The following is a 26565-nucleotide window of genomic DNA, read 5'->3' on the forward strand; positions in this document are numbered from 1 at the left end:
GGATCGTCTCCTGCGACTGGCCGAGGGAGCCTCAGCGCCCGGGGATGTCGTCACGCGCCGGTGCCGGACCCCATTCCTCGATGATCGCCGCCGCCTCGTCGGCGCTTTCCACGAAGCGGAACAGGTCGAGGTCCTCGGGGCTGATGGTGCCCGCGTCCTCCAGCGCCTTCCAGTTGATGATGGTCTCCCAGAAGCTGCGGCCGAAGAGCAAAAAGGGCACCCGCTCCATCCGTCCGGTCTGGATCAGGGTAAGCGCCTCGAACATCTCGTCGAGCGTGCCGAAGCCGCCCGGGAAGACGCAGATCGCGCGGGCGCGCATCAGGAAGTGCATCTTGCGGATCGCGAAGTAATGAAAGTTGAAGCACAGGTCCGGCGTGACATGCTCGTTCGGCGCCTGCTCGTGCGGCAGAACGATGTTGAGCCCGATCGACACCCCGCCGGCCTGTTCGGCGCCGAGGTTTCCTGCTTCCATCACGCCTGGCCCGCCGCCGGTGGCGATGACGAACTCGCGGTTGCCCGTCTCGATCGACTTCTCGGTCATCTTCTGCGCGAAGATCCGGGCCTCTTCGTAGAAGTGCGACAGCTCCGCGAGCGTCTGCGTCCGCGCACCGGCCTTCTCGGCGGGGGAGGGGATGCGGGCGCCGCCGAACAGCACGACGGTCGAGTCGATCTGCCGCTCATCGAGGATGAGCTGCGGTTTCAGCAGTTCGAGCTGCAGCCGCACCGGGCGCAGCTCCTCGCGGCAGAGAAAGGACTCGTCGGCAAAGGCGAGCCGGTAGGACGGCGCCCGCGTCTGCGGCGTGTCGGGGATCTGTTCCGCGGTCTCGCGGTCGCGGCCTGCATCGCGGAAGATCGAATGGCGTGGATCGTTCATTGTCTTGGTTTCCTTGTCCTGCCTTGTCCTGAACTATAGCGTCGGGCAGTCGCGCGTCACCATTGGAAGCATGCGACGACACGGAAACGGGAGCGCGTGGCGGCCCTCCGCAGGCTAGGCAAGCGCCGCCCCAAGGGTGATCCAGCCCGCGATCTCGGCGCAAAGCTGCACGGCGCCCAGCACGTCGCCGGTCTGACCGCCAAGGCGCGCGCGGGCGCGTCCTGCCACGATCAGCGCCGAAAGGGCCATGACCGCCAGCGCCAGCAACCCCGCCAGCCCGAGCGGCAGGCAAAGCAGGGTGGCGAGGAGCGTGCCCGGCAGCCATGCACCGGGGCCGGATGCCCGGCCGGATGCACTGCGGCCCAGACCATCCGCGCGGGCCGGGGGCAGGCGGTCGAGCACCACCAGCATGGCCAGCCGGCTGCCCACGGCGGCCAGCGCCAGCGCGGCACCGCCATGGGCCGAGACCGGCAGTCCGGCGAGTGCCGCCGCGCCGAGGCCCGCCGCGAGGATCAGCGCGAGCGCGCCGTAGCTGCCGACGCGGCTGTCGCGCATGATCTCGAGCCGCTGTGCGCGGTCGCGTCCGCCCATGCCGTCGACGAAATCCGCAAGCCCGTCGAAATGCAGCCCGCCGGTCGCGAGCACCATGGCCGCAAGCGCAAGCAGCCCCGCGACCAATTCCGACATCCCGAGCGCCGCGCTGCCTGCCAGCACCGCCCAGCCGATCAGCGCAACCGGCAACCCCGCCAGCGGCAGCGCCCAGCGGGCCTCGGACATCGCGGGCGGATCGCCGTCGAAGCGACCGGCGGGCAGCCGCGTGAGCATCATCAGCGCCAGCCGCGCCTCGCGGATGCGGCGCGCGGCGCTCACCCGCCCGAGACCCCGGCCTCGGCGAAGGTTGCCATGCCGTTGTGGCAGGCCAGCGCGCCGCGCAGCACGCCAAGCGCCAGCGCCGCGCCCGAGCCCTCGCCGAGCGCCATGCCGAGATCGAGGATCGGACGCTTGTCCATGGCCTCGGTCATGCCGCGATGGCCCGGCTCGGCGCTCGCGTGGCCGATCAGGCAGTGGTCGAGCAGGGCCGGGTCGGCGGCCCAGAGCGGCGCCACCGAGGCGGTGCAGATGAAACCGTCGAGCAATACCGGGATGCGCCGCAGCCGCGCCGCAAGCACCGCGCCGCAGATCGCCGCCTGTTCGCGCCCGCCGACGGCGGAGAGCCAGCCAAGACCGCTGGAGCCCGCGTGACGGGCGACACCGTGCGCGACCACCTCGGCCTTGTGCGCGATGGCGGGGGTGTCCGAGCCGGTGCCGCGCCCGACCCAGCCGCGCGCCTCGCCGCCGAAGACCGCGTGCGCCAGCGCCGCCGCCACCGTGGAGTTGCCGATGCCCATCTCGCCGAGGATCAGCACGTCGGCCTCCGGGGCGACCGCCGCCGCACCGGCCTGCATCGCGGCAAGGGTCTCGGCCTCGTCCATCGCAGGGCCGTCGGTGAAATCCCGCGTCGGTCGGTCGAGCTCCAGCGGAACGACCGAAAGCGCCGCGCCGTTCAGCGCGCAGAGTTGGTTGATGGCGGCGCCGCCCGCCTCGAAGTTGGCAACCATCTGCGCGGTCACCGCCTGCGGGAAGGGGTTCACGCCCTGTGCACAGATGCCGTGGTTTCCGGCGAAGACCAGCGCCTGCGCATGGTCGATCGCGGGCCGCACGCGGCCCTGCCAGCCGGCCAGGAACACCGCCAGATCCTCGAGTCGACCCAGCGACCCCGGGGGCTTGGTCAGGTCGAGCTGCCGCGCGCGGGCGGCTTCAGCGGCGGTGTCGTCGAAACAGGGCAGCGAAAGGGCGGTCACGGAGTCGAGCGAGGCAAGCGGCAGCGTATCGGTCATGTCATTTCACCTTGAGGGGATGGCCCGCGACGCAGAGCCAGAGTTCGTCGCTCGCGGTGGCGACCTTCTGGTTCACCAGGCCCGCCGCGTCGCGAAAGGCGCGGGCCAGGGCGTTCTCGGGGACGATCCCGGCGCCGACCTCGTTGGTCACGAAGACCACCGGCGCGCGCAGGTCGGGGAGGGCGGCGGCAAGCGCGTCGGACGCGGCCTCCCAGTCCTGCCCCGAGAGCATCAGGTTGCTGAGCCAGAGCGTCAGGCAGTCGACCAGCCGGGGCGCGCCGTCGCTGTCGGTGTCGCGAAGCGCGCCGAGCAGGTCGAGAGGGGCGCCGATGGTGCGCCATTCCGGCCCGCGCCGCGCCTGGTGGCGGGCGATGCGGTCGGCCATTTCGGCGTCATGCGCCTCGGCGGTGGCGATGTAGATCGCCGGTTGTCCAAGCACGAGCGTGCGCTCTTCGGCGTGGCGGCTCTTGCCGGACCGGACACCGCCGGTGATGAGGATCGACTTTCCCATGGCGTCGTGACAAAGCAGGTTCCGCCTGATTTGGGAAGACCGGATGACCCCGCCCGACACCGACGAACTCGTGCTGATCCGCCACGCCCCGGCCGACCACGGCGGGCGGCTGTGCGGTCGTACCGACGTGCCCGCGCGCCTGCCCGATGCGGCCGCGCTCGCGCCCCTGCGGGCATGGCTGGCCGGGTGCACGGATGTGGTTGCGAGCCCCGCTTCGCGCTGCGTCGAAACCGCCCGCGTGCTGTTTCCGGGCTGCGAGGCGCGCCTCGACGCGACCCTGTGGGAGCAGGATTTCGGCGAGGAAGACGGTCTGCCGTTCGCGGCGCTTCCCGACCTCGGCCCCTTGCCGCGTGATGCGCTTGCGCGGAGATGCCCGCCCGGCGGCGAGAGCTTTCTCGACATGGTGGCCCGTGTGGGGCCCACGCTGGAGGCGCTTGCGGCGCAGGTGCGCACCGGCGGACCGGTCGTGGTCGTGGCCCACGCCGGAACCGTGCGCACGGCGCTGGGGATGGCGCTTGGCGAGCCGTCGGCGGGCCTCGGCTTCGAGGTTGCGCCGCTGTCGGTGACCCGTCTGCGCTGTTTCGAGGGCGGATTTTCGGTGATCGGATGCAACTGGCCCGGCCCCGGGAGGGCAGCGCAGGCATGATCCTTGTCGCCTTCCTGATCGACAGCCTTTTCGGCTGGCCGCGCGCGTTGTTCGAGCGCATCTCGCATCCCGTCGTGTGGATCGGAGCGCTGATCTCGGGCCTCGAGGCGCGGCTGAACGATGGCGACCCGCAGCGCCGGCGCAGCATGGGAGCGGTCACCGTGGTGCTCGTGCTGCTGGCGTCTGTGGTGCCCGCGATGATACTGCAAAACGCGCTGCCGGATGGGCTGGCCGGGGCGCTGCTTGGCGGTCTGCTGGCATGGCCATTCCTCGCGGTGCGCTCGATGCGTGACCACGTGGCAGACGTTGCCCGCCCGCTGGCCGAGGGTGACATCGGCGCGGCCCGCCGGGCGGTGGCGAAGATCGTCGGGCGCGACCCGGTGCGGCTCGACCGGTCGGGGATCGCGCGGGCGGCGCTCGAGAGCCTTGCCGAGAACACTTCGGACGGCATCGTCGCGCCGCTGTTCTGGGGCGTGATCGGGGGTCTGCCGGGGCTCGTGGCCTACAAGGCGATCAACACCATGGATTCGATGATCGGCCATCGCAACGCGCGCTACGAGGATTTCGGAAAGGCCGCCGCGCGGCTCGACGATCTCGTGAACCTCGTGCCGGCGCGGCTGACAGGGCTGCTCTTCGCTCTGGCCTCGGGGCGGCCCCGCGCCGCGCTGCGGGTGATGCGCCGCGACGCGGCCCACCACCGGTCGCCAAACGCCGGCTGGCCCGAGGCGGCGCTGGCGGGCGCGCTGTCGGTGCGGCTGTCCGGCCCCCGGGTCTATGGCGACGTGGTCGCCGACGAGCCCTGGGTGAATGCCGCGGGCGAGGATGCGGGACCTGACGCGCTCAGCCGCGGGCTGCGGCTCTACCGCCGAACCATGGTGCTCTGCGGCGTGCTGTTGCTCGTTCTGCTCTGAGGCCGACTGAGCGTTCCTCTGCCGATGCTCTCGCGCAGCGATCACGACTGCGCGCCCGGCCCTGTGCGGGCACGTCAATTCGCGTATCATGCAGGTGTCGACCCCGGAGAAGAGATCGCCATGCCCGCCTTCGACCCCGTTCTTGCCGACATTCGCTTCGGCTGCGGCCTGTCGCCCTATATCCCTCCGCCCGCGGATGCCGAGGCGCTGATCGGCAGCCTGACCGCGCCGGACGGGGCGGCCGAGCGGCACGAGGTCGAGGATTTCGAGACCTTCATGGCGCGTATGATCGACTACAACGAGCAGCTGCGCATTCGCCGCAAGACCCGTGGCACACCCGAGGCGGAGGCGGCGACCAAACAGATCCGGGTGCTCAACAAGCACGCGCGCATCGCGCAGATGACCTGGATGGCGCAGCAGATGGCGCGGCGCACGACCACCGCCACCCCCTTCCGCGAGCGGCTGGCCGGGTTCTGGGCCGATCATTTCACCGTGGTCGGCAAGGCGGGGCTGACGCGCCGGGGGGCGTCTCCCTATGTCGAAAGCGCGATCCGTCCGCATCTGGCGGGGAAGTTCGAGACGCTGCTCATCGCCGCCGTGACGCATCCGATGATGGTGATCTACCTCGACCAGCGTAATTCGATGGGGCCGAACTCGCCCCGCGCGCTGAAGCGTGACGCTGCCTCCGGCCTGAACGAGAACCTGGCGCGCGAGATCCTCGAACTGCACACCATGGGGCCGGACGGTCCCTACACGCAGACGGACGTGCGCGAGCTGGCGGAGCTGCTGACCGGGCTTACCATGCAGGTGCCCGCGGGGCGCAAGTTCCGCAGGGACTACGCCGAGCCGGGCGCCGAGACGGTGCTGGGCAAGACCTACGGTGGCGATCCGGCGAAATTCACCGACATCTGGCACGCGCTGGAGGACATCGCGCGGCACCCGGCGACAGCGCGGCATCTCGCGCGGAAGCTGGCGCGGCATTTCGTGTCGGACACGCCGGATCCGGCGCTGGTCACGGCGATCGAGACAGCGCTGCTCGACAGCGAGATGGACCTGACGCAGGCCTATCGCGCGATGGTGACGCACCCCGCCGCCTGGAGCACCGAGCGGCCGAACGTGAAGCGGCCCTTCGAATTCGTCAGCTCGGCGCTGCGCGCGCTTGCCATGCCGCCGAAGCTGTTGCTGGGGCTCGACGAACGGCGCTTCAAGCAGCGGATCCAGCGGCCGATGGTGCTCATGGGGCATGCCTGGGAACGACCCGACGGCCCCGATGGCCTCGAGGAGGCCGACGACGCCTGGATTACGCCGCAGGGGCTGGCCGCGCGGCTGCAATGGGCGGTGTCGATGCCGCAGGTGCTGATGCCGGGCAAGCTGCCCGACCCGCGGATCTTCGTGAAACAGGCGCTGGCAGACCGCGCCACGCCGGCGGTGCATTTCGCCGCGAAGGCCGCCGAGAGCCGCGCCGACGGGGTGGGGCTGGTGCTGGCCTCTCCCGCTTTCCAGAGGATGTGAGCCATGGCCCGAGACCTGTCACGACGCGCCTTCCTGACCCGTTCCGCCGCCATCGGCTGCTCGCTCGCCGCGAGCCCGCTGGTCACGCCCGTGACTTTCGCCGCCGCGCCGGGAGAAAGCCGGCTGGTGGTCATCATCCTGCGCGGAGCAATGGACGGGCTTGCCGCGGTGCAACCCTATGGCGACCCGGCCTGGGCGGCTCTGCGCGGTCGGCCCGATCTGGGCGCCGAGGACGGCCCGGCGGACCTCGATGGTTTCTACGCGATGCATCCGGCACTGCGGCCGTTGCTGCCGCTCTGGAGGCAGGGAGAGCTGGGGTTCATTCACGCGGTCTCGACCCCCTATCGCGACAAGCGCAGCCATTTCGACGGGCAGGACCTGCTCGAGGCCGGTATCACGGATCTGAGCGGGGGGCTCAGCCGCGACGGCTGGCTCAACCGCCTGTTGCAGCATTACCCGGGGGTCGGCACCGAGACCGCCTATGCGGTGGGGCGCGACGCGCTGCCGATCCTGAACGGTGAAGCGCCGGTGTCGCGCTGGACGCCGGAGGCGGATCTGAGTCTCAGCCCGCAGGCGGTTCGGCTGGCCGAGCTGGTGATGCAGGACGACCCTGCCTTTGCGGCAGCGCTTGGTCAGGCCCTGCGGATTGCGGGGGCGGACGGCGACGCGGTCGAAAGCGGCATGGGGCCGGAAGAGGTCGATAGCATGATGGGCGAGGCGCTGACCGCGACGCGCGGCCAGTCGGCAGAGGTGCGGGTGGCAGGCTTCGTGGGCGCGCAGTTGCGCCGCGAGTCGCGCATCGCGTCGTTCTCGATCAACGGGTGGGACACGCACGATCACCAGGAGCGGCATCTCAAGGGGGCGCTCGGGGGGCTGTCCGACGTGATCCTGACCCTGCGCGAGAGCATGGGCGGCGACGTCTGGAAGAAAACGGCCGTCGTGGCGATGACGGAGTTCGGCCGCACCGCCAGCATTAACGGCACCTCCGGCACCGACCACGGCACCGGCGGGGCGATGGTCCTTGCGGGCGGCGCCATTCGCGGCGGCCGTGTGGTGGCCGAATGGCCGGGGCTCGACGAGGCGTCGCTTTACGCGCGCCGCGACCTGATGCCGACGCGCGACCTGCGCGCCCATGCGGGCTGGCTGATCAACGGGCTGTTCGGCCTCGATCGCGGGGTGATCGAGCGGGATGTCTTTCCGGGCGTCGAACTGGGCGCCGATCCGCGTCTTCTGCTCTGAGGCAGGCTGCGTCAGATCGCCACGCGGTCGGCGAGACGGTCCTGCACGAGACCGGCGACGCGGGCGATCTCGGCCTTGGTGGGCCGCCCTTCGGCGCGGGCTTCGGCAAGCCCCTCGGCGGCGGTCCTGAGCGCGAGATCCCCGGCGCTATGGGCGACCCCGAACAGGAACTGCGCAATGTAGTCGAGCATCCGTTCGTCGCCGTCATCGCCAAGCACGTCGGCGGCATGGGCCATGTCATCGCGATAGGCCAGCGGATCGGGGCGCACCGGTTCTTCCGAGACCAGCCGCAGGCCGCGCGGTTGCCGCTCGGGCGGCAGGCACGAGATGATGGTGTTCTGGAAGGTGGCGAGATTTTCCACTGGCTTCGGAAAAAATCCATCGGCACCAGCGGCATAGGCGACATCCTCGGCGAAGCTGTCACCGCTGGTGCCAAGCACGACGGCAACGCGCGGCAGAGAGGTCGACACCTCGGCAATCAGCTCGGCCCCCGAGCCGTCGGGCAGGCCGAGGTCGATGATCGTGACCGTCGGACGGTAGAGCGCAAGATGGCGGCGCGCCGATTGCAGGCAGTCTGCCCGGCGGATCCGCGCGCCGCTGCGCAGGCACAGCAGGCGCATGGCATCGCAGGCGAAGCGGCTGTCTTCGACCACCAGAACCGTCATCCCCAGCAGGGGGCGGGTCGCGGTGGGGCGCGGGATCTGGGTCAGTCCATCCGAGTCGGTCATTCTGTCCTCCGTTGGGCTCTGACCGATTCATTGCCCGTTGAGCCTAACGGCCGGTTAACGCTCGCAGCATCTTGCGAAAATACCCGGGCCCGGGCGATAAGCGGGACGACATTGCAGACAGGAGGAATGCCATGATCGGCCGTCTGAATCACGTCGCCATCGCCGTCCCCGATCTCGGGGCCGCGATCGCGCAGTATCGCGATGCGCTGGGAGCCAACGTCGGCGATCCGCAGGACGAACCCGACCACGGCGTCACCGTTGTCTTCATCGAGCTGCCCAACACCAAGATCGAACTGCTGTATCCGCTGGGTGAAGGCTCGCCCATCGCCGCGTTCCTCGAGAAGAACCCCTCGGGCGGGATGCACCATGTCTGCTACGAGGTCGATGACATCATCGCCGCTCGCGACCGGCTCAAGGACAGCGGTGCGCGCGTGCTGGGCGACGGCGAGCCCAAGATCGGCGCCCACGGCAAGCCGGTGCTGTTTTTGCATCCGAAGGACTTTCAGGGCACTCTCGTGGAACTGGAGCAGGTCTGAGCGAAGGCGCGGACCCGAAGGGAGGCTAGCATGGGAATCACATCCGGAATCGTGCTTTTCGCGGTGATCTGGTTCATGACCTACCTGGTCGTGATCCCGTTCCGGCTGGAAACGCAGGGCGACCGCGGCGAGATCGTCGAGGGCACCCATGCGAGCAGCCCCGAGGTGCACAATCTCAAGAAGAAGGCGCTGATCACCACCGGCATCTCGGTCGTGCTATGGGCGATCATCGCGTCGATCATCCTGTCGGGCGTGATCTCGATCCGCGACATCGACAGCTGGACGTTCAACCGGATGGGGCCGCTGACGGGCGAGTGAGGCTCGCAACGGCTCGGGTCGAACGGAAAAACGGCGCGCAGGGGAGACCCGCGCGCCGTTCGTCGTACCTGCTTTCGGGACCGTGTGCCGGGGCTCAGGCCGGCCGGCGGCGGTTTTCGAGCCGGTGGAACAGGTGCGTGAAGGTCGCCGCCCCGAGGATCGGCACCAGCAGGTTCACCAGCGGGATGGTCAGCGGCACCACCATCAGCACGCCCGCGATCCAGACGGTCACGAAATGCCGCTTCCTGAGCCGTGCGGCGCCCTCGCGGCCGACCCTTCGGATCGCGGCGAGGGTGAAGTATTCGCGGCCAAGAAGGTAGCCGTTCAGCCCCCAGAAGATGAACGGCGCGAGTGGCGCGAAGATCAGGTAGAGCACCAGAGCGACGATATTGGCGCCGATGAGCACCCCGAGAAATCCGAGCGAGTCCCGGATGTTGTCCATAAGCGTCGGATCCGAGGCAGGCCCGAGCGCCGGGTAGTGCCGGTCCTCGACCGCCTGTGCCACCTCGTCGAGGAAGATGCCGGTGATCGCCGAGGCGACGGGCACCATCAGGAACACCGACAGCAACAGCATGAGCGGCACCGCGCCCCAGCTGATCGCATCGTCGACCCAGCTTACCGTGCCGATCCAGGGCAGCGTGACGCTATCGCCGAGGAACCAGCCGACAATCCAGACGAAGGCGAGGTAGAAGGCGATGAAGAGCACCACGGTGAGGCCGACGCCCTTGGCCAGCACCGACTGGAACCGTCGGTCGCCGAGCTGGCCGATGGCGGCGAGAAACGAGGCCGGAATCATTCCGAGACCCAGCTCACGATCGCATCCAGATCGGGGCGGGGGCGCTCCGGCGGCGCGCTGGTCTCGGTGCCGATGTGGACGAAGCCGACAACCCGCTCGTGCGGGAGCAGGCCCAGCTCGCCCTCGACGAAGGCGCGGTCCTCGGACAGCCAGCCGGTCAGCCAGTTGGCGCCCCAGCCGCTCGCCAGCGCCGCGTTCAGCAGCGCGAGGCAGGCGGCCCCGGCGGAATAGGTCTGCTCGAGCACCGGCACCTTCGGGCTTTCCTTCGGCGACTCGATGACCGCCACGCAGAGCGGGCTGTCGGCGAACTGGCTTCTGGCCTTGCGGATGGCGTCCGCATCGCGCCCCTGCGCGCTTCCGAAGGTCTCGGCTGCATCGGCGATGCGGGTCAGCGCCGGGCCTTCGAGAACGATGAAGCGCCACGGCTCGAGCTTGCCGTGATCCGGGGTGCGGGCGGCGGCGGTGAGAATCGGCTGCAGCGCGTCGCGGTCGGGTGCGGGGCCGGTCAGGGTCTTGGCCGGGCGCGACCGCCGGGTCAGCAGGAACTCCAGCGCCGCATGATTCGGGGTGGGCATGCGCGTCTCCTTGATTGTCGGCTCCTATGTCTGACTTTGGCGCACCGGATTCAACCGCTTGCTTTCCTCGCCGTGATCCGGCCTCTTGTACCCGGCATATGCGGGACAGGAGACGACCATGTCGAAGGCGGAGCTTGGCCATATCGCGGCACCGGGCGCCCTGCTCGAGCTGCGGGTGACACCCAAGGCCTCGCGCAACGCGGTGACCCTCGAGGACGGCGCGCTGAGGGTCTATGTCACCACCGTGCCCGAGGGCGGCAAGGCCAATGCCGCCGTGCAGAAACTGTTGTCGAAGGCGCTTGGGGTGCCGAAATCCCGGCTCACGCTGCTGCGCGGCGCGGCCTCGCGGGACAAGGTCTTTCGGATCGAGCCCTGAGCGTCAGTCGCCCTTGCGGGTGTAGACCCCCTCGGGCAGAGAGATCGCCGCGGCGAGATCGCGCATCTGGGTCATCGACAGGGTGATCTTGTTCACGCTGTCGGTGCGCGGGTCGTATTGCTCGACGGTGACGCAATCCTCGAAGGTCGAGACGATCACGTCTTCCTGCAGGTAGGGCTTGCCCTCGTCGACGAGTGTGACGACCGTGGCGTCGAATTCGTGCTCGATGCTGAACATGAGATCAGCCTAGCCCAGCCTTTTGGCGCTGCCTATCCCGAAAACAATCTGCAACAGGCTGACCGCGTCCGCAGAGCGGCTCTGGCGTGGCGCCGGCGTGCCGCCTATGCTGGCAGGACGAATGTTTCCCTGTCGTGAAAGCCCGACTCTCATGCGCCGCCTTCTGCCCGCCCTTCTTCTTCTGCTCGCGGCCTGCGAGGCCGTGCCGGTGGCCGCGCCGCCGCCCGGCGAGCCCGGGCGCACGGAATCGGTGCAGAGCCGGGCCGAGCGCGCGACCCGGCAGTTCGTCGAGGTGGCCAGCGCCGTCGAGCCGGTGGCCGAGCGCGAGTGCCGGCGTGTGACCGAGGAGCTGAACTGCGACTACCTCATCGTCGTCGACGACCGCCCGGGGCAGGAGGCCAACGCCTTCCAGACGCTCGACGATCAGGGCCGCCCGATCATCGCCTTCAACCTTGCGCTCATCGCCTCGGTCGAGAACGCCGACGAGCTTGCCTTCGTGATGGGGCACGAGTCGGCGCACCACATCCTGGGGCATCTCGCCAAGGTCGAGGAGGACGCCGCCATCGGTGCGATCATCTTCTCGGGGCTGGCCCAGATCTCGGGGGCCGATGCGGCCAGTGTGCGCTCGGCCGAGGAATTCGGTGCCAGCGTCGGGGCGCGGTCCTTCTCCAAGGAATACGAGCTCGAAGCCGATCAGCTCGGGACGCTTCTGACCCTCGAGGCAGGATATGATCCGCTGCGCGGGGCCGAGTTCTTCCTGCGAATCCCCGATCCCGGCGACCGTTTCCTTGGCTCTCACCCGCCGAATGCCGCCCGGCTGGCGGTGGTCCGGCGCACGGTCTCGGCCTATCGCTCTGTAAACTAAGCACGTTTTTCAACGTTGACTTGCATCAAGGGCAGCGCTGGGCGGCGCTGCTATCGTCGCGGCTGTCTGACAGAGCAACACCCGCAGGGGGGATTGAAGATGGCAAGCGATACCGATTTCAACCGGCACGCCACTCTGGTCGATCACATGGCCAGCACGCTGGGCGTCGATCTCGAGGAAAAGATCATGCGCGGGCGCCTGACCTACGGGCAGCTCGACGATGCCGTTCTGGCCTGCACCGGCTGCACCCAGCCCTGCGCCTGCGAAGCGTGGCTGGCCGATAAGGCGGGAAACAGCGCGCCGACACCTCCGTCCTACTGCCGCAACAGCGCGCTCTTCGACGCGCTGCGCGACGGCTGACGGCCCATGCAGGAGGACAAGGCAATGCTCGACACCCGGCCGAACCAGCCCCTCGGGGATGAAAAGGAACACTATTGGCTCGTCCAGCGCATGGCGCAGGCGAATGGCACCGATCTTGTCGCGGCAGTCGACGCAGGGCTTCTGACCCAGGCCGACTGGGCGGGCATGGTGCAACGCTGCAGGGGGTGCCAATGGGCCGAGGGCTGCCAGCGCTGGCTCGACCGCCCGGTTGACGCGCTTCGGGAGACTCCCGAGGCCTGCGTGAACCATGCGTGGTTCGCCGAACTGCAGGACTGGCTGAGAGAGTAGATCGGATGCGACAGGCGCTAGGAGATCCCGCCCGGCATTTCTGGATGACCCGCAGCGTGGCCCGGGTGATGGGGGTGAACCTCTCCGAAGAAATGCAGTCGGGCCGGCTGCGGGCCGATCAGTATGCGCAGATGGTCACCTGCTGTCGCGGCTGCGCGCTGGTCGAGGCCTGCGAAAAGTGGCTCGGTGCGCAGACCGGCGTTGCGGCCTGCCCGCCGCCGGGGTGCTGCAACGGTCACATGCTGAGCGACCTGAAGAAGGCACGTTGAGCGGTTAGCGGCCCTGCGGCGTCTAGCGTAAGGACGCCTCGATGAACGACGAAGAGCCGACGCGGTGCGCCGGCTCTTTGCATGTCTCGCTCGATCTTCTCTCACTCGGTCTTGAGGTGATCGGCCGATTCCTTGATCGCGTCGTACTGGCCCGTGGGCCGGAACCGCCACAGGTATTCGGGCAGCACGGCTTCGAGCGACGCGGGCGTGATGCCGAGATCGGCAAAGCCCTTGGCGCCGTCCGAGACGACGTTGTCCTGCTTCAGCGATTCGACCTGGTCCCGCGTGATCTGCGCCGGGATGAGGCCGCCGGTCAGGCGTTTCAGCGTGTCGAAGACGCTCCCCATGCCAGAGGCGACACCAAAGGGAATGTTCACGAGGAAACGGCGGCGCCGGATGATGTCGAGCATCTGCTTGATCAGCTCGCGGAAGGTGTCCACGTCGGGGCCGCCCAGCTCGTAGATGCCGGGGGCGGCCTCGCCGGTGACGCCCATCACCGCGGCGCGGGCCACGTCGTCGACGTAGACCGGCTGGAATTTCGTCTCGGCGCCCACGAGCGGCAGCACCGGGCCCATGCGCGACATGCCGGCGAAGCGGTTGAAGAACTGGTCCTCGGGGCCGAAGATCACCGAAGGCCGCAGGATCATGGCGTTCGGCATATGCTTCAGAACGGCCTCTTCGCCTTGCGCCTTGGTCTGGGCATAGACGCTGGTGCTGTTCAGGTCAGCGCCGATGGCCGAGATATGAACCATCCGCGCGACGCCTTCCTCGGCGGCGATTCGGGCGACACGCTCGGCGCCCTCGTTCTGCACGGCACCGAAGTTGTTCTTGCCCTTGGCGTCGAAGGTGCCGACGCAGTTCACGACGGCATCGGCCCCTTGCATGACCTTGCGCACCGACTCGTCGTTGCGGATGTTGCACAGCACCGGCTCGACCTGGCCGACAACGCCGTAGGGCCTGACGAAGATGGCTTCGTTCGGACGCCGCACCGCCACGCGCACCCGCCAGCCGAGCTTGGCCATGCGACGCGCGATGTAGCGGCCAACGAAGCCGGATCCCCCGTAGATGGTGACGAGTTTGCTCATTGGGCTTGCTCCTGCTGCCAGGGTTTGGGCCATGAATACCGGTCGCCGGGGGGCGCGGCAAGGTGCCGAAGGCATGGATGGAAAACAAAGCGAAAAAAGGTCGTTGACACGCCTTGGAGGTCCGCGTAAATGCCCGCCTACACCACCTGTGCCCAGGTGGCGGAATTGGTAGACGCGCTGGTTTCAGGTACCAGTGGCCGAAAGGCCGTGGAGGTTCGAGTCCTCTCCTGGGCACCATGGAAAGCCCTCGGAAGCTTCGGTTTCCGAGGGCTTTCTTGTTTTCCGGATCATGGAACGTAATGGATTGCGGGGCAGGGCTGTGCCTCTGGCATCGAAGCCGGGCGAGGCGTGCGGCTCAGAGGTCGAGAAGTCCCGCCACGGCGTAGGCCGGCGCGAGAAGCGCGCGGCGGTGGGCGCCGAGCGGGAAGCGTCCGGGTGGGTGGCGCATGGCGTCGGGCAGCTCGGCCCGGGGCGGCTTGTCCTGCACCAGGTCGGCGAGGATCATGCCGGTGTGGCTCGCCATGGCAACGCCGTTGCCGTGGTAGCCGAGCCCCGCGAACAGCCCGGGGTGGTCCGGAACCGGCCCGGCAAAGGGCACAAGTCGCGACATCAGGCACACCAATCCCGCCCATTCGTGGCTGACCGGCACCTCGCGCCATGCCGGGAACATCGCCGCGAACTGCTCGCGGATCATGCGGGAGATCCTGCGCTGTGCCCCCGCCGAGGCGCGGAGCCCGCCGCGCATCCCGAAGAGGAAGCGATTGTCGGGCAGCAGCCGGAAGTAGTGCAGCAGGAATCGCGTGTCATAGGCCATCTGGCGTGTCGTCCAGCCCTGCGCTTCGCGAAGTTCCTCGGAGATGGGCTCGGTGACGATCACGCTCGACTGGGCCGGCATGTAGCGGGCGCGCAGCCAGTCCGGCAGGTCCTCGGAGGAATAGCCGTTGGTGGCCAGCAGCACCCGGTCGGCGGTTACCGTGCCGTGGGGCGTTTCCAGTCGCCAGGTGCCATTGTGCGCGAGGCGCGTCACCGGGCTGTGCTGGAAGAGCGCGGCCCCGGCGTCTCGGGCCGCGCGGGCGAGCCCGGCGTGATACTTGCGCGGGTTCAGCGCAAAGCCCAGCGGCGTGGTCAGCGCCCCGAAGAAGGGGCCGCCCATGCCGAGCTCGCGCATCCGTTCCATCTGGATCAGGTCCGGGCGCACCCCGTAGTCGCGCTCGATGGCGTCGACCTCGTCGCGCAGCTTGGCGAAGGCGCGCGCCGAATGGGCGATGAGCGTCTCGCCCTCGGAATGCGTGTCGGCGTCGATGCCGTTGGTCTCGATCAGGCCGGCGGCGGTCTCGATGGCGGCGGCCTCCGTGCGGCGCCACGCGGCCAGCCCCCGTGGCCCGTAGTGCCGGCGCAGCTGGCCGGCCGAGGCCTTGGCCCCCCCGAGACAGCAGAAGCCTCCGTTGCGCCCCGAGGCACCGTAGCCCGCGTGTTCGGCCTCGAGCACCGTCACGTCGACGCCATCCTGCGCGAGGTGAAGCGCTGCCGATACGCCGGTGAAGCCGCCGCCGATGATGGCCACCTCGGTATGGCGCGGGCTGGGCAGGGTCGGCCAGTCGGTGCCGCTGACGGTGTCCGCCCAGAAGCAGGCCCCCTGAGGGCCGTAGGCGGGCTTTTCGTAGATGCGTTTCATTCGGCGCGCGCGGCTTCCTGCTCGTCGCGGGCCTGTGCCACGGCGGCACGCTTGGTGACGATCGACGCGGTGATGACCCCGAGCGTGACGATTGCGATCAGCAGCGTCGACAGCGCGTTGATCTGCGGACTGACCCCGAGGCGGACCGCCGAGAAGATCTTGATCGGCAGCGTTGTGGCCGAGGGACCGGTGGTGAAGCTCGCGATCACGAGGTCGTCGAGCGACAGCGTGAAGGCCAGCAGCCAGCCCGAGATCACCGCGGGCGCGATGATCGGCAGGGTGACCAGCCGGAACGCCTCGAAGGGCGAGCAGCCGAGATCGAGCGCCGCTTCTTCGAGCGACCGGTCGAAGCTTGTCAGCCGCGAGGAGACAACCACCGAGACGTAGCACATGCTGAAGGTGGTGTGCGCCAGCACGATGGTGAACACGCCGCGGTCGAGGCCGATGCCGATGAACAGCAGCAGCAGCGACAGGCCGGTGATCACCTCGGGCATCACCAGCGGGGCGTAGATCATCCCCGAGAACAGCGTGCGCCCCGGAAAGCGCCCGGCGCGGACGATCACGTAGGCCGCCATGGTCCCGAGGACGGTTGCCAGCGTCGACGAAAAGATGCCGACCTTCAGTGTCACCCACGCCGCGTCAAGGAATTCCTGGTCGCGGAACAGCTCGCCATACCACTTGGTCGAGAAACCGGCCCAGACGGTCACCAGGCGGCTTTCGTTGAAGCTGTAGACCACCAGCAGGATCATCGGCAGGTAAAGGAAGGCGAAGCCCAGCGTCAGCGAGGTCGCGTTGAACCACGAGAAGCGTCTCATGCGCGTGCTCCCTCTGTAGCGGAGGACCGGGCGACGGCGAAAAGGCAGGTGTGTCGCATCAGCCTTCGGCCTCCCGGGCCTTCTGCTCGTTGCGCTGGAAGAGGATGATCGGGACGATCAGGATCGCCAGCAGGATCACAGCCACCGCCGAGGCGACGGGCCAGTCGCGGTTGTTGAAGAACTCTTCCCAGAGCACCTTGCCGATCATCAGCGTGTCGGAGCCACCGAGCAGCGAGGGAATGACGAATTCCCCGAGGGCGGGAATGAAGACCAGGAAGCAGCCCGCGATGATGCCGTTGCGCGACAGCGGCCAGGTCACCAGCCAGAAGGCCGAGAGCTTCGAGCAGCCCAGATCCTCGGCGGCCTCGTTGAGGCTCTCGTCCATCTTCTCGAGCGCCGAGTAGATTGGCAGCACCATGAACGGCAGGTAGGTGTAGACGATGCCGATGTAGACCGCCGTGGCGGTGTTCATGATCTGCAGCGGCTCGTCGATGACGCCGAGCCAGAGCAGCACGGTGTTCAGCGTGCCCTCGTTCGACAGGATCCCCATCCACGAGTAGACGCGGATCAGGAACGAGGTCCAGAACGGCAGGATCACCAGCATCAGCAGCGTCGGGCGCCATTCGTCGGCGGCACGCGCCATGCCGTAGGCGATGGGATAGCCGACGGCGAGCGTGATGAGGGTCGACAGGAAGGCGATCTTCACCGAGCTGAGGTAGGATTTCCAGTAGAGGTCATCGGTCGTCAGGAACGTGAAGTTCTCGAAGTCGAGCCCGGCAAAGAAGGTCTTGATGCCCTCCCAGCCGGCCGAGAGGTCGAGCTGCGGCGTGTAGGGCGGGCGTGCCAGCGCGATGTCCGAGAGCGAGATCTTCAGCACGATCACGAACGGCACGAGGAACAGGGCCAGGAGCCACAGGTAGGGAATGGCGATCAGAACGGCGCGGCGCATGGGCTCATTCCTCCAGCACGACGCCGGCGGTCTCGGTGAAGCCGACCCAGACCTCGTCTTCCCAGGTGATGTGCCGGTTCGACAGCCGTCGGGCGTTCACCATTTGCGCCTTGACCATCTGACCGCCCGCCAGTTCGACGTGGTAGGTCGAGATGTTGCCGAGATAGGCGATGTCGATGACCTTGCCCTTGTAGACGTTCGGGCGGTCGGGCTTCTCGGTGTCGATGGTCAGCTTCTCGGGGCGGATCGAATAGTGCACCTCGCGCCCGTCGAGCGCCGGGTCGCCGTTGGCGGCGATGATCGGCGGCTGGCCTTCGGCCCAGTCGATGAAGATGCCGCCCGGCTTGATCGCCGGTGCTTCGGGGGCGGCGGTGGCGGGCGCTGGGGCGGCCGCTTTCGCCCGCGCGGCGGCAAGCTCCTCCGCGCTCGGCGGCGGCAGGCGGCGTGGCGCGGTCTCGCGGTCGCCGAAGAACCGGCGGAAGAGCTTGTTGTAGATCCAGTCGCCCTTGGCGTCGGGCGCGGGCAGACGGCTCTTGCCCGAGGGCGCAGCCGCTTCCGGGGTGTCGGCGGCGGGGCTCGTCTCCTCGACGGTCTCGGCCACGGCGGGCTCCGGGGGGGATGTGGGCTCGGGCGCGTCGTCGGGGCGCAGACGCGCCTTGCCGCTGACGAGGTTCACGTTGCCGATGAAATCGGCCACGTAGACCGACTTGGGTGCCTCGTAGATCACGTCGGGGGTGTCGACCTGCACCAGCTTGCCCTCGTCCATCACGGCGATGCGCGAGGCGACGGTCATCGCCTCTTCCTGGTCGTGGGTCACGATCACGAAGGTGGTTCCGGTCTTCTCCTGGATGTCCATCAGCTCGAACTGCGTCTCTTCGCGCAGCTTCTTGTCGAGCGCGCCGAGCGGCTCGTCGAGCAGCAGGAGTTTCGGTGCCTTGGCGAGCGAGCGGGCCAGCGCCACGCGCTGCCGCTGGCCGCCGGAAATCTGGTGCGGCTTACGCTTGGCGAACTTGGTCAGGCGGGTAAGTCGCAGCATCTCGTCGACGCGCTCGGCGATCACCGCCTTGTCCTTGCCCTCGCGCTTGAGGCCGAAGGCGATGTTCTCCCAGATCGACAGGTGCGGGAACAGCGCGTAGCTCTGGAACATCATGTTCACCGGGCGCTTGTTCGGCGGGATGTCGATGATGTCGCGACCGCCGAGGAAGATGTGCCCCTCGGTCACGCTCTCGAACCCGGCAAGCATGCGCATCATGGTGGTCTTGCCGCAGCCCGACGGCCCCAGGAGCGCGAAGAACTCGCGCTCGTAGATGCCGAGCGAGAGGTCGTCGATGGCGGTGAAGTCGCCGAACCGCTTGGTGACGTTGCGGAACTCGATCAGCGGACGCTGTTCGGGGTCCTCCCAGGGGGCGAAGACGGTCTGGGCCATGCGCGAAATTGTCCTGTCAGGGTAGGGGGCCCGCGCCGAGGGGCGGCGCGGGCAGGTCGGTCTCGGCTCAGGTGCCGGACTTGATCTTGGTCCACAGGCGCGTGACGACGCGCTGGACCTTCGGCTCGTAGGGCGTGGTTGTGAAGGTGTTGTCCATCGCCTCGGGCGTCGGGTAAATCGCCGGGTCGCCGATCACGTCCTCGTTGAGGAACTCCTGCGACGCCTTGTTGCCGTTGGCGTAGTAGACGTAGTTCGACGCCGTCGCCATGTTCTCGGGGTCCATGATGAAGTTCAGGAACGTGTGGGCCGCGTCCGGGTTCGGCGCATCGACCGGGATGGCCATCTGGTCGAACCACATCTGCGCGCCTTCGTCGGGCGCGTAATAGGCGATCTCGACGCCGTTGTCGGCCTCGGCTGCGCGGTCGCGCGCCTGCAGCACGTCACCCGACCAGCCCACGGCCACGCAGATGTCGCCGTTGGCCAGCGCGTTGATGTATTCCGAGCTGTGGAACTTCTGGATGTAGGGCCGGATCGGCATGAAGACGTCTTCGGCCTTGGCGATCACGTCGGGATCGTGGCTGTCGGGCTCTTCGCCGATGTAGTTCAGCGCCGCGGGGATCATCTCGGCCGGGGCATCGAGGAACATGACACCGCAGTCCTGCAGCTTCTCCATGTTCTCGGGCTTGAACACGAGATCCCACGAGGTGACCGGCGCGTCCTCGCCGAGAACCTCCTTCACCTTCGCCTCGTTCACGCCGAGGCCGGTGGTGCCCCACATGTAGTTGATCGAGTATTCATTGTCGGGGTCGTATTTCGCGGTGCGGTCGCGGATCACATCCCACATGTTGTCGATGTTCGGCAGCTTCGACATGTCGAGCTTCTGGAAAGCGCCGGCCATGATCTGACGCTGCAGGAAGGTGCCGGTGGGGACGACCACGTCGTAGCCCGAACCGCCGGCGAGCATCTTGGTCTCGAGAACCTCGTTGCTGTCGAAGACGTCGTAGATCAGCTCGATGCCGGTCTCTTCCTCGAACTTCGAGAGAAGGGATTCGTCGATGTAATCGGACCAGTTGTAGACGCGGACCTCTTCGGCATGGGCCATGGCGGCCGTCAGCGCGCACGCCGCGGTGAAGGTCAGAAGGGGTGTTTTCATCATGTGCTCCCGTTGGTCATGGGGTCTTGGCGCCCCGTGGCCTTTGGATTTGATCAAATGTGGCCACCTATGGCAACATGTGAGATGTTTTCACGGCCCGCAAGGGCGTGCAAGATGACTCGTCGGGCGGTGTGACCAATCAGGAGGCAGATGGTGAATTTGAGGGCGGAGAACGCGGGGCTTCCAACCCACGAAGTCGTGTACCGGACGCTGCGCGACATGATCCTCTTCGGCGAGCTCGAGCCGGGGCAGCCGGTCACGATCCAGGGTCTTGTCGACCGGCTGGACGCCGGCATGACCCCCGTGCGCGAGGCGCTTCGGCGGCTGATCGCGGAGGGCGCGCTGATGTTCCAGGGCAACCGGCGGATCATCGTGCCGGTGCTCGATCTCGACGCGGTCGAAGAGCTGGGCATCGCCCGTATCGCGCTGGAGCCGCAGCTTGCAAGACGCGCGGCGCAGCGGTGCGACGCGGCGGCGGTGACGCGGCTGCGGGCGACCGACGCGCGGCTCGACGCCGCCATCCGCAAGGGCGACGTGCGCGGCTACCTTGTCGAGAACCACCAGTTTCACGCCGAGCTCAACGAGATCGCCTGCGCGCCGATCCTCACCGACCTTGTCGAAGGGCTCTGGCTGCGCTTCGGACCGTCGCTCCGCGTGGTCTGCGGCCAGTTCGGCACGCGCAACCTGCCGGATCAGCACAAGGCCATCCTCGATGCGCTCGAGGCCGCGGACCCGGAGGCCGCCGCCGAGGCGATGCGCGCCGATGTCGAGCAGGGAATGACCCAGATCAGCGCCGGCCTGTCCTGATTCGATTGACAGGAAATAATTTGATCATATTCTGCGCGACAAACCCCGAAATCCAGGAGTCGCGGCCATGACACTCATTTCTCCCAATGCGCCCACCGCCGAGCTTCAGGCGCTGGACGCCGCTCACCACATGCATCCGTTCACCCATAGCGCCGACCTTGCTAAGAAGGGCGCGCGGGTCATCACCCGCGCCGAGGGCGTCTGGCTCAACGACAGCGAGGGCGAGCGCATCCTCGACGGGATGGCCGGCCTGTGGTGCGTGAACATCGGCTACGGTCGCAAGGAACTGGCCGCGGCCGCGGCGCGCCAGATGGAAGAACTGCCGTATTACAATACCTTCTTCCAGACGACCCACGTGCCGGCGATCCAGCTGTCGGCGCGACTGGCCGAGCTCGCGCCGGGCAACCTGAACCACGTGTTCTACGCGTCGTCCGGGTCCGAGGCGAACGATACCAACATCCGTCTCGCCCGCACCTACTGGGCCGAGAAGGGGGCGCCCGAGCGCAAGGTGATCATCTCGCGCTGGAACGCCTACCACGGCTCGTCGGTGGGTTCGGGCAGCCTTGGCGGCATGAAGGGCATGCACGCGCAGGGCGGCATGCCGATCCCGGACATCCACCACATCGACCAGCCTGACTGGTGGTCGGAGGGCGGCGACATGACGCCCGAGGAATTCGGCCTCGAGCGGGCGCGCCAGCTCGAGCAGGCGATCGAGGAGATCGGCCCCGAGAAGGTCGCGGCCTTCATCGCAGAGCCGGTGCAGGGCGCCGGCGGCGTGATCGTGCCGCCCGAGACCTACTGGCCCGAGATCCAGCGCATCGTGAAGAAATACGGCATCCTGCTGATCGCCGACGAGGTCATCTGCGGCTTCGGGCGCACCGGCAACTGGTTCGGCTCGCAGACCATGGGCATCACGCCCGATATCATGACCATCGCCAAGGGTCTGTCGTCGGGCTACCAGCCCATCGGCGGCTCGATCCTGTCGGACGAGGTCGCCGAGGTGATCGCGGGCACAGAGTTCAACCACGGCTACACCTATTCCGGCCACCCGGTGGCCTGCGCGGTGGCGCTGGAGAACCTGCGCATCCTCGACGAGGAGGGCGTGGTCAAGCAGGTGGCCGAGGAGACCGGCCCCTACCTGAAGGAGAAGTTCGAGGGGCTCGCGGCGCATCCGCTGGTCGGCGAGGCGAAGATCGTCGGCTTCATGGGATCGCTCGCGCTCACGCCGGACAAGGCATCGCGCGCGCCCTTCGCCGCCGATGCGGGCACGGTCGGCTACATCTGCCGCGAGCGCTGCTTCGCCAACAACCTCGTCATGCGCCACGTCGGTGACCGCATGATCATCTCGCCGCCGCTGGTGATGTCGAAGGAAGAGATCGACACGCTGATCGACCGGGCGTGGACCTCGCTCGACGAGTGCCATGCGCGGCTGAAGGCCGAGGGCCTGATGGTCGCCGGCACGCGCTGAGGCCGAGGGCAGGGGCGGGCTTTCGGGCGCTCCCGCCCGCCCACCCCGCACCGGAAAGCCCGCGTCCCGGCATGGCGACGCGGAGCAGGCCGCAGCGGGGCATCCGCATGAAGACGCCCGGGGCCGTCAGGCGCCCGGGCGTTTGTCTTTTTCGTTCCGGTGTGACGAGAGAGGCGCGGCCTCAGCTCACGAGATGCGGTGCGCCGGTCGCCATGTTGGTGCCGATATAGGGCTTCTTGGCCCCTTTCCACGCGCCGAAGCCGCCTTCCATGTGGGCGATGCGCGCGATGCCCGCATCGATCGCCGCCCGCGCGACCTTTTCCGACCGCGCGCCCGAGCCGCAGTGAAACACGATGCGCTTCTCGGTCTGGCCCGGCAACTTGCCGGCCTTGAAGAAGGCCAGCGGCATCAGCAGGGCGCCCTCGATGTGCTCGAACATGTATTCCTGCGGAGTGCGCACGTCGATCAGCACGATCTCGTTCTTGTCGAAGGCCTCGGCGACCTCGTCGACGGTCCAGGTTTCAAGGGTGCTGTCGCCGACCTGTTCGGATTTCATGGGTGTCTCCTTTCGCCGCATTGCAGAGAGTTGCATTCCATGGTTCGGATGTATGCCGCTACGGCGCAAGGAAAAGGGCGCGCAGACAGCGTCTTTCCGCATCGGGGCCGCATCGGGAAAGTGGTCACACCACGGGCAGAGTGGGCGGCCTGACCGGGCGTCGTGCGCGGAGGGCCCATTTTCGGGATGCACTGGACGGGGATTTCGGCTTTCTAGGGGAAAAGCCGTGCGGGCCGTCCGTGCGGAACAAGAAAAGACGGAGACGGGACATGATCAACTTTCTGGCGATCGAATCTTGGATAGAATTCGCGGTGCGATGGCTGCACGTCATCACCGGCATCGCCTGGATCGGCTCGTCCTTCTATTTCATCGCGCTCGATCTTGGCCTGCACCGGGACCGCAACCTTCCGTCCGGTGCGGATGGCGAGGAATGGCAGGTGCACGGCGGCGGCTTCTACCACATCCAGAAGTACCTCGTGGCACCCGAGCAGATGCCGGGCGACCTCGTGTGGTTCAAGTGGGAGAGCTACATGACGTGGCTGTCGGGCTTCGCCATGCTGATCCTCGTCTACTACCTCGGCGCCGAGTTCTACCTGGTCGATCCGCAGGTCATGGACCTGCCGATCTGGGGTGCCATCGTGATCTCGCTGCTGTCGCTCTCGATCGGCTGGCTGGCCTACGACTTCCTCTGCAAGTCGAAGTTCGGCGAGGACAACACGCGGCTGATGATCTTCCTGTTCGGCGTGCTCGTGGTGATGGCCTGGGGCTACACGCAGGTCTTCTCGGGGCGGGCGGCGCTGCTGCATCTCGGGGCGTTCACCGCGACGATCATGACCGCCAACGTGTTCTTCATCATCATTCCGAACCAGAAGATCGTCGTCGACGACCTGATCAACGGTCGCACCCCTGACCCGAAATACGGCAAGATCGCCAAGCAGCGCTCGACGCACAACAACTACCTGACGCTTCCGGTGCTGTTCCTGATGCTGTCGAACCACTACCCGCTGGCCTTCGCGAGCGAGTACAACTGGATCATCGCCAGCCTCGTGTTCCTGATGGGGGTGACCATCCGGCATTTCTTCAACACCGTGCACGCGCGCAAGGGCACGCCGCACTGGACGTGGCTGGTGACGGCACTGCTGTTCATCGCGATCATGTGGCTGTCGACGGCCAACCTCCCGGGCGAGGCGGACTGGGAGGCCGAGGCGCAGGGTGCGACGCTGCGCTATGCCGAGGCCGAGGGCTTTGCCGAGGTGCAGGACATCGTGCTGGGCCGCTGCTCCATGTGCCACAGCGCCGAGCCGGGCTGGGACGGCCTGGCGTGGGCGCCGAAGGGCGTGCATCTCGACAGCGCGCAGGGCATCGCGGAAAACGCCAAGGCGATCTACCTGCAGGCTGGCTTGAGCCGGGCCATGCCGCCCGCCAACCTGTCCTACATGGAGGACGATGAGCGCGCCGCGATCCGTCGCTGGTTCGAAGCAGCCAGCGAGGGATGATCGCGGTCAGTCGGTGTCCTTGAAGACGGCCGAGACCGGGCGGAACCAGGTCCGGGCGAAGCTCTGTCCGTAGACGGCGGCGATGGTCTCATAGGTGATGCGGTTGACGGGCATCTCTGCTCTCCTTGGCTTGCTCGACCGGGCGCGACATATATGTGCGCCCGGCCCCGGCTAAACTTTGCGGATATTGTTCAACGGGTCGATCTAGACTTTGGTTCCACGTGCAACATCGACACAGGGCTCCAGATCCCCGTTTCAGAATCGCCCCTCTCCTGCTAGGTCTTGTGGAATGAATACCCACGCCCCCAATATGCGCCCGATTATTCGCCAGCTCGACGATTCCGCCATCAACCGCATCGCCGCCGGCGAGGTGGTTGAGCGGCCCGCGTCGGCGGTGAAGGAGCTCGTCGAGAACGCCATCGACGCCGGGGCGCGCCGCATCACCGTCGAGATCGCCGACGGCGGCAAGACCCTGATCCGGGTCATAGACGACGGCTGCGGCATGACCGGGGCCGAACTGCCGCTGGCGTTGTCGCGGCACGCCACGTCGAAGATCGACGGCAGCGACCTGCTCGACATCCACAGCTTCGGTTTTCGGGGCGAAGCGCTGCCGTCGCTCGGAGCTGTCGGGCGGCTGACGATCCAGAGCCGTGCCGCGGGCGAGGAAGGGGCCGAGGTCTCGGTCTCGGGCGGCGAGATGACGGCGGTGAAACCCTGCGCGCTGAACGGCGGCACGGTGGTGATGCTGCGCGACCTCTTCTACGCGACGCCGGCGCGGCTCAAGTTCATGCGAACCGACCGCGCCGAGATGCAGGCGATCTCCGAGGTCATAAAGCGGCTGGCGATGGCCGAGCCCTCGGTGGGCTTCACACTGCGCGACGTGAGCGAGGGCCGCGACCGCGTGACATTCCGCGCCGATCCCTGCTCGGGCGACCTGTTCGACGCGCTGCGCGGTCGCCTCTCGCAGGTGATGGGTGCCGAATTCACCGAGAACGCGCTGTCCATCGACGCCGAGCGCGAGGGCTTCCGCCTGACCGGGCTGGCGGCGCTGCCGACCTATTCGCGCGGATCGTCGGTGGCGCAGCATCTCTTCGTCAACGGCCGCCCGGTGCAGGACCGGATGCTGCACGGGGCGCTGCGCGGCGCCTATGCCGACTTCCTCAGTCGCGAGCGGCACCCGGCGGTGGCGCTCTTCGTCGACTGCGATCCGCACAAGGTCGACATGAACGTGCATCCGGCGAAATCCGAGGTGCGCTTCCGCGAGCCGGGCGTCGTGCGCGGGCTGATCGTCTCGGCGCTGCGCCACGCGCTGGCCGAGGCCGGGCATCGCGCGTCCTCGACAGTGGCCGGGGCGACGCTGGGCGCGATGCGGCCCGAGCCCTCGGGCCCGCCCCGGGTCTACCAGATGGACCGGCCGTCGCAGGGGGCGCTGGCCTCGTCGTGGCGGGCGCAGGCGCCGCAGCCGATGCCGGAGCGGCCCTTGGGTGAGCGCCCGGCGCCAGAACCGGCCGGGTTTGCCGAGTTCTCGCAGGACTACTCGGGCCGCGTGGATGTCGTCGAAACGCCCGAAACCGATGCCGCGCAGCCGGTCGAGGCGCTTCCGCTGGGCGCCGCGCGGGGGCAGGTGCACGAGAACTACATCATCGCGCAGACCGGCGACGGCGTGGTGATCGTCGACCAGCATGCCGCCCACGAGCGTCTTGTCTACGAGAAGCTCAAGCGCCAGATGGCCGAGCGCGGTGTCGCGGCGCAGGCCTTGCTGATCCCCGAGATCGTCGAGTTCTCGGCCGACGACCTGTCGCGCCTTCTGGGCATCGCGGACGAGCTTTCGCGCATGGGGCTGACCATCGAGGCTTTCGGAGGCACGGCCGTGGCGGTGCGCGAAACACCGGCGATCCTTGGCGAGGTCAACGCGAAGGCCCTGCTGACCGACATCCTCGACGAGCTGTCGGACTACGGGTCGAGCCAGCTCGTGCAGGAAAAGATCGAGGCGATCCTGAGCCGCGTCGCCTGCCATGGCTCGATCCGCTCGGGGCGCCGGATGCGTGCCGAGGAAATGAACGCGCTCCTGCGAGAGATGGAGGCGACCCCGCATTCCGGGCAGTGCAACCATGGCCGTCCCACCTATGTCGAGCTGAAGCTCGCGGATATCGAGCGGCTGTTCGGGCGGACCTGAGCGCCCGCCGAGCCCGTTTG

At 67.9% G+C, this 26565-nt stretch carries 30 protein-coding genes and 1 tRNA gene; 16 read left to right on the top strand and 15 right to left on the bottom strand.

The genetic code is table 11. The features are described 5' to 3' along the window. Positions 1–31: 31 nt before the first annotated feature. The 4 genes from D6860_RS19715 to cobU all read right to left on the bottom strand — a co-directional run bounded on the left by D6860_RS19715 (position 32) and on the right by cobU (position 3262). Positions 32–874 carry an LOG family protein gene (locus D6860_RS19715; protein ID WP_017469325.1) on the bottom strand — a complete coding sequence of 281 codons (843 nt, stop codon included), beginning with the start codon at positions 872–874 and terminating at the stop codon, positions 32–34. 114 nt (positions 875–988) lie between these two features. After that, positions 989–1744 (bottom strand): adenosylcobinamide-GDP ribazoletransferase, encoded by a 756-nt coding sequence (gene cobS / locus D6860_RS19720; protein ID WP_229743265.1) that lies wholly within the window; start codon positions 1742–1744, stop codon positions 989–991. Next, the gene (gene cobT / locus D6860_RS19725; protein ID WP_076623067.1) at positions 1741–2751 is read right to left on the bottom strand and encodes a nicotinate-nucleotide--dimethylbenzimidazole phosphoribosyltransferase; all 1011 of its coding nucleotides are present in this window, start codon (positions 2749–2751) and stop codon (positions 1741–1743) included. The genes cobS and cobT overlap by 4 nt, the downstream gene beginning before the upstream one ends. Position 2752: 1 nt before the next feature. Continuing rightward, positions 2753–3262: a bifunctional adenosylcobinamide kinase/adenosylcobinamide-phosphate guanylyltransferase gene (cobU, locus tag D6860_RS19730; RefSeq protein ID WP_076623068.1), complete on the bottom strand. Its 510-nt coding sequence runs from the start codon at positions 3260–3262 to the stop codon at positions 2753–2755. A 43-nt stretch (positions 3263–3305) separates the two neighbouring features. Between cobU and D6860_RS19735 the strand changes: the two genes are divergently transcribed. From D6860_RS19735 to D6860_RS19750, 4 genes are all read left to right on the top strand, one after another. Beyond that, entirely contained in the window at positions 3306–3908 is a 603-nt protein-coding gene (locus D6860_RS19735) for a histidine phosphatase family protein (protein ID WP_076623069.1), read from the top strand. Then, positions 3905–4819: an adenosylcobinamide-phosphate synthase CbiB gene (cbiB, locus tag D6860_RS19740; protein ID WP_083697929.1), complete on the top strand. Its 915-nt coding sequence runs from the start codon at positions 3905–3907 to the stop codon at positions 4817–4819. Before D6860_RS19735 ends, cbiB begins: the two co-directional genes overlap by 4 nt. Before the next feature lie 120 nt (positions 4820–4939). Next, positions 4940–6331: a DUF1800 domain-containing protein gene (locus D6860_RS19745; RefSeq protein WP_076623071.1), complete on the top strand. Its 1392-nt coding sequence runs from the start codon at positions 4940–4942 to the stop codon at positions 6329–6331. Positions 6332–6334: 3 nt separating this feature from the next. Beyond that, positions 6335–7570 (top strand): DUF1501 domain-containing protein, encoded by a 1236-nt coding sequence (locus D6860_RS19750; RefSeq protein ID WP_076623072.1) that lies wholly within the window; start codon positions 6335–6337, stop codon positions 7568–7570. Between the two features lie 11 nt (positions 7571–7581). Here the strand turns inward: D6860_RS19750 and D6860_RS19755 are convergent, their stop codons facing one another. Then, entirely contained in the window at positions 7582–8298 is a 717-nt protein-coding gene (locus tag D6860_RS19755; protein ID WP_076623073.1) for a response regulator, read from the bottom strand. A gap of 131 nt (positions 8299–8429) precedes the next feature. On the opposite strand from D6860_RS19755, the gene mce reads away from it, so the two are divergent. Further along, complete coding sequence (gene mce / locus D6860_RS19760) at positions 8430–8834, top strand: methylmalonyl-CoA epimerase (RefSeq protein WP_076623074.1); 405 nt, start codon at positions 8430–8432, stop codon at positions 8832–8834. A gap of 30 nt (positions 8835–8864) precedes the next feature. Then, positions 8865–9152: a DUF1467 family protein gene (locus tag D6860_RS19765; RefSeq protein ID WP_017468947.1), complete on the top strand. Its 288-nt coding sequence runs from the start codon at positions 8865–8867 to the stop codon at positions 9150–9152. 94 nt (positions 9153–9246) lie between these two features. Here D6860_RS19765 and D6860_RS19770 read toward each other — a convergent pair whose 3' ends face one another. Together D6860_RS19770 and D6860_RS19775 are read right to left on the bottom strand one after the other, a co-directional pair. Beyond that, positions 9247–9948 (bottom strand): EI24 domain-containing protein, encoded by a 702-nt coding sequence (locus D6860_RS19770; protein ID WP_017468946.1) that lies wholly within the window; start codon positions 9946–9948, stop codon positions 9247–9249. Beyond that, positions 9945–10523: a nitroreductase family protein gene (locus tag D6860_RS19775; RefSeq protein WP_076623075.1), complete on the bottom strand. Its 579-nt coding sequence runs from the start codon at positions 10521–10523 to the stop codon at positions 9945–9947. The genes D6860_RS19770 and D6860_RS19775 overlap by 4 nt, the downstream gene beginning before the upstream one ends. Before the next feature lie 118 nt (positions 10524–10641). Between D6860_RS19775 and D6860_RS19780 the strand changes: the two genes are divergently transcribed. Beyond that, a complete protein-coding gene (locus tag D6860_RS19780; RefSeq protein ID WP_076623076.1) occupies positions 10642–10899 on the top strand; it encodes a DUF167 domain-containing protein in 258 nt (85 codons plus the stop codon). A 3-nt stretch (positions 10900–10902) separates the two neighbouring features. On the opposite strand, the gene D6860_RS19785 is transcribed toward D6860_RS19780, so the two are convergent. Beyond that, positions 10903–11136 (bottom strand): hypothetical protein, encoded by a 234-nt coding sequence (locus D6860_RS19785; protein WP_076623077.1) that lies wholly within the window; start codon positions 11134–11136, stop codon positions 10903–10905. 151 nt (positions 11137–11287) lie between these two features. Here D6860_RS19785 and D6860_RS19790 point away from each other — a divergent pair, with 151 nt between their 5' ends. The 4 genes from D6860_RS19790 to D6860_RS19805 all read left to right on the top strand — a co-directional run bounded on the left by D6860_RS19790 (position 11288) and on the right by D6860_RS19805 (position 12939). Continuing rightward, positions 11288–12001, top strand: a complete 714-nt coding sequence (locus D6860_RS19790) for a M48 family metallopeptidase (protein ID WP_076623078.1) — start codon at positions 11288–11290, stop codon at positions 11999–12001. A 99-nt stretch (positions 12002–12100) separates the two neighbouring features. Then, positions 12101–12361 (top strand): DUF6455 family protein, encoded by a 261-nt coding sequence (locus tag D6860_RS19795; protein WP_076623079.1) that lies wholly within the window; start codon positions 12101–12103, stop codon positions 12359–12361. 6 nt (positions 12362–12367) lie between these two features. Next, entirely contained in the window at positions 12368–12670 is a 303-nt protein-coding gene (locus D6860_RS19800; protein WP_229743264.1) for a DUF6455 family protein, read from the top strand. Positions 12671–12675: 5 nt separating this feature from the next. Then, complete coding sequence (locus D6860_RS19805; protein WP_076623081.1) at positions 12676–12939, top strand: DUF6455 family protein; 264 nt, start codon at positions 12676–12678, stop codon at positions 12937–12939. A gap of 101 nt (positions 12940–13040) precedes the next feature. Here D6860_RS19805 and D6860_RS19810 read toward each other — a convergent pair whose 3' ends face one another. After that, the gene (locus D6860_RS19810) at positions 13041–14024 is read right to left on the bottom strand and encodes a complex I NDUFA9 subunit family protein (protein ID WP_076623082.1); all 984 of its coding nucleotides are present in this window, start codon (positions 14022–14024) and stop codon (positions 13041–13043) included. Positions 14025–14174: 150 nt separating this feature from the next. Between D6860_RS19810 and D6860_RS19815 the strand changes: the two genes are divergently transcribed. After that, positions 14175–14261, top strand: a tRNA-Leu gene (locus tag D6860_RS19815). 118 nt (positions 14262–14379) lie between these two features. Here the strand turns inward: D6860_RS19815 and D6860_RS19820 are convergent. From D6860_RS19820 to D6860_RS19840, 5 genes are all read right to left on the bottom strand, one after another. After that, a complete protein-coding gene (locus D6860_RS19820) occupies positions 14380–15699 on the bottom strand; it encodes an NAD(P)/FAD-dependent oxidoreductase (RefSeq protein WP_076623083.1) in 1320 nt (439 codons plus the stop codon). Beyond that, complete coding sequence (locus D6860_RS19825; RefSeq protein WP_076623084.1) at positions 15696–16514, bottom strand: ABC transporter permease; 819 nt, start codon at positions 16512–16514, stop codon at positions 15696–15698. The genes D6860_RS19820 and D6860_RS19825 overlap by 4 nt, the downstream gene beginning before the upstream one ends. A gap of 58 nt (positions 16515–16572) precedes the next feature. Beyond that, entirely contained in the window at positions 16573–17463 is an 891-nt protein-coding gene (locus D6860_RS19830; protein WP_076623085.1) for an ABC transporter permease subunit, read from the bottom strand. Positions 17464–17467: 4 nt separating this feature from the next. Next, positions 17468–18889 carry an ABC transporter ATP-binding protein gene (locus tag D6860_RS19835; protein WP_076623086.1) on the bottom strand — a complete coding sequence of 474 codons (1422 nt, stop codon included), beginning with the start codon at positions 18887–18889 and terminating at the stop codon, positions 17468–17470. A gap of 67 nt (positions 18890–18956) precedes the next feature. Continuing rightward, the gene (locus D6860_RS19840) at positions 18957–20042 is read right to left on the bottom strand and encodes a polyamine ABC transporter substrate-binding protein (RefSeq protein ID WP_076623087.1); all 1086 of its coding nucleotides are present in this window, start codon (positions 20040–20042) and stop codon (positions 18957–18959) included. A gap of 150 nt (positions 20043–20192) precedes the next feature. Between D6860_RS19840 and D6860_RS19845 the strand changes: the two genes are divergently transcribed. Both D6860_RS19845 and D6860_RS19850 read left to right on the top strand, forming a co-directional pair. After that, the gene (locus D6860_RS19845) at positions 20193–20849 is read left to right on the top strand and encodes a GntR family transcriptional regulator (protein ID WP_076623088.1); all 657 of its coding nucleotides are present in this window, start codon (positions 20193–20195) and stop codon (positions 20847–20849) included. A 67-nt stretch (positions 20850–20916) separates the two neighbouring features. Continuing rightward, a complete protein-coding gene (locus D6860_RS19850; RefSeq protein WP_076623089.1) occupies positions 20917–22317 on the top strand; it encodes an aspartate aminotransferase family protein in 1401 nt (466 codons plus the stop codon). Positions 22318–22498: 181 nt separating this feature from the next. Here the strand turns inward: D6860_RS19850 and D6860_RS19855 are convergent, their stop codons facing one another. Next, entirely contained in the window at positions 22499–22873 is a 375-nt protein-coding gene (locus tag D6860_RS19855; protein ID WP_076623090.1) for a rhodanese-like domain-containing protein, read from the bottom strand. A gap of 269 nt (positions 22874–23142) precedes the next feature. Here D6860_RS19855 and D6860_RS19860 point away from each other — a divergent pair, with 269 nt between their 5' ends. Beyond that, complete coding sequence (locus tag D6860_RS19860) at positions 23143–24369, top strand: urate hydroxylase PuuD (protein WP_076623091.1); 1227 nt, start codon at positions 23143–23145, stop codon at positions 24367–24369. A gap of 289 nt (positions 24370–24658) precedes the next feature. Next, positions 24659–26545, top strand: coding sequence for a DNA mismatch repair endonuclease MutL (mutL, locus tag D6860_RS19865; protein ID WP_076623092.1), 1887 nt, complete (start codon positions 24659–24661; stop codon positions 26543–26545). Positions 26546–26565 lie beyond the last annotated feature (20 nt).

The organism is Salipiger sp. D13 (assembly GCF_003703915.1).
Lineage (GTDB): Bacteria > Pseudomonadota > Alphaproteobacteria > Rhodobacterales > Rhodobacteraceae > Salipiger > Salipiger profundus.

Bases quoted from the DNA above. Each gene is read 5' to 3' on its own strand.
- D6860_RS19715 (WP_017469325.1), bottom strand. From the start codon at position 874: ATGAACGATCCACGCCATTCGATCTTCCGCGATGCAGGCCGCGACCGC.
- cobT (WP_076623067.1), bottom strand. From the start codon at position 2,751: ATGACCGATACGCTGCCGCTTGCCTCGCTCGACTCCGTGACCGCCCTT.
- cobU (WP_076623068.1), bottom strand. From the start codon at position 3,262: ATGGGAAAGTCGATCCTCATCACCGGCGGTGTCCGGTCCGGCAAGAGC.
- D6860_RS19735 (WP_076623069.1), top strand. From the start codon at position 3,306: ATGACCCCGCCCGACACCGACGAACTCGTGCTGATCCGCCACGCCCCG.
- cbiB (WP_083697929.1), top strand. From the start codon at position 3,905: ATGATCCTTGTCGCCTTCCTGATCGACAGCCTTTTCGGCTGGCCGCGC.
- D6860_RS19745 (WP_076623071.1), top strand. From the start codon at position 4,940: ATGCCCGCCTTCGACCCCGTTCTTGCCGACATTCGCTTCGGCTGCGGC.
- D6860_RS19750 (WP_076623072.1), top strand. From the start codon at position 6,335: ATGGCCCGAGACCTGTCACGACGCGCCTTCCTGACCCGTTCCGCCGCC.
- D6860_RS19755 (WP_076623073.1), bottom strand. From the start codon at position 8,298: ATGACCGACTCGGATGGACTGACCCAGATCCCGCGCCCCACCGCGACC.
- mce (WP_076623074.1), top strand. From the start codon at position 8,430: ATGATCGGCCGTCTGAATCACGTCGCCATCGCCGTCCCCGATCTCGGG.
- D6860_RS19765 (WP_017468947.1), top strand. From the start codon at position 8,865: ATGGGAATCACATCCGGAATCGTGCTTTTCGCGGTGATCTGGTTCATG.
- D6860_RS19770 (WP_017468946.1), bottom strand. From the start codon at position 9,948: ATGATTCCGGCCTCGTTTCTCGCCGCCATCGGCCAGCTCGGCGACCGA.
- D6860_RS19775 (WP_076623075.1), bottom strand. From the start codon at position 10,523: ATGCCCACCCCGAATCATGCGGCGCTGGAGTTCCTGCTGACCCGGCGG.
- D6860_RS19780 (WP_076623076.1), top strand. From the start codon at position 10,642: ATGTCGAAGGCGGAGCTTGGCCATATCGCGGCACCGGGCGCCCTGCTC.
- D6860_RS19785 (WP_076623077.1), bottom strand. From the start codon at position 11,136: ATGTTCAGCATCGAGCACGAATTCGACGCCACGGTCGTCACACTCGTC.
- D6860_RS19790 (WP_076623078.1), top strand. From the start codon at position 11,288: ATGCGCCGCCTTCTGCCCGCCCTTCTTCTTCTGCTCGCGGCCTGCGAG.
- D6860_RS19795 (WP_076623079.1), top strand. From the start codon at position 12,101: ATGGCAAGCGATACCGATTTCAACCGGCACGCCACTCTGGTCGATCAC.
- D6860_RS19800 (WP_229743264.1), top strand. From the start codon at position 12,368: ATGCAGGAGGACAAGGCAATGCTCGACACCCGGCCGAACCAGCCCCTC.
- D6860_RS19805 (WP_076623081.1), top strand. From the start codon at position 12,676: ATGCGACAGGCGCTAGGAGATCCCGCCCGGCATTTCTGGATGACCCGC.
- D6860_RS19810 (WP_076623082.1), bottom strand. From the start codon at position 14,024: ATGAGCAAACTCGTCACCATCTACGGGGGATCCGGCTTCGTTGGCCGC.
- D6860_RS19820 (WP_076623083.1), bottom strand. From the start codon at position 15,699: ATGAAACGCATCTACGAAAAGCCCGCCTACGGCCCTCAGGGGGCCTGC.
- D6860_RS19825 (WP_076623084.1), bottom strand. From the start codon at position 16,514: ATGAGACGCTTCTCGTGGTTCAACGCGACCTCGCTGACGCTGGGCTTC.
- D6860_RS19830 (WP_076623085.1), bottom strand. From the start codon at position 17,463: ATGCGCCGCGCCGTTCTGATCGCCATTCCCTACCTGTGGCTCCTGGCC.
- D6860_RS19835 (WP_076623086.1), bottom strand. From the start codon at position 18,889: ATGGCCCAGACCGTCTTCGCCCCCTGGGAGGACCCCGAACAGCGTCCG.
- D6860_RS19840 (WP_076623087.1), bottom strand. From the start codon at position 20,042: ATGAAAACACCCCTTCTGACCTTCACCGCGGCGTGCGCGCTGACGGCC.
- D6860_RS19845 (WP_076623088.1), top strand. From the start codon at position 20,193: ATGGTGAATTTGAGGGCGGAGAACGCGGGGCTTCCAACCCACGAAGTC.
- D6860_RS19850 (WP_076623089.1), top strand. From the start codon at position 20,917: ATGACACTCATTTCTCCCAATGCGCCCACCGCCGAGCTTCAGGCGCTG.
- D6860_RS19855 (WP_076623090.1), bottom strand. From the start codon at position 22,873: ATGAAATCCGAACAGGTCGGCGACAGCACCCTTGAAACCTGGACCGTC.
- D6860_RS19860 (WP_076623091.1), top strand. From the start codon at position 23,143: ATGATCAACTTTCTGGCGATCGAATCTTGGATAGAATTCGCGGTGCGA.
- mutL (WP_076623092.1), top strand. From the start codon at position 24,659: ATGAATACCCACGCCCCCAATATGCGCCCGATTATTCGCCAGCTCGAC.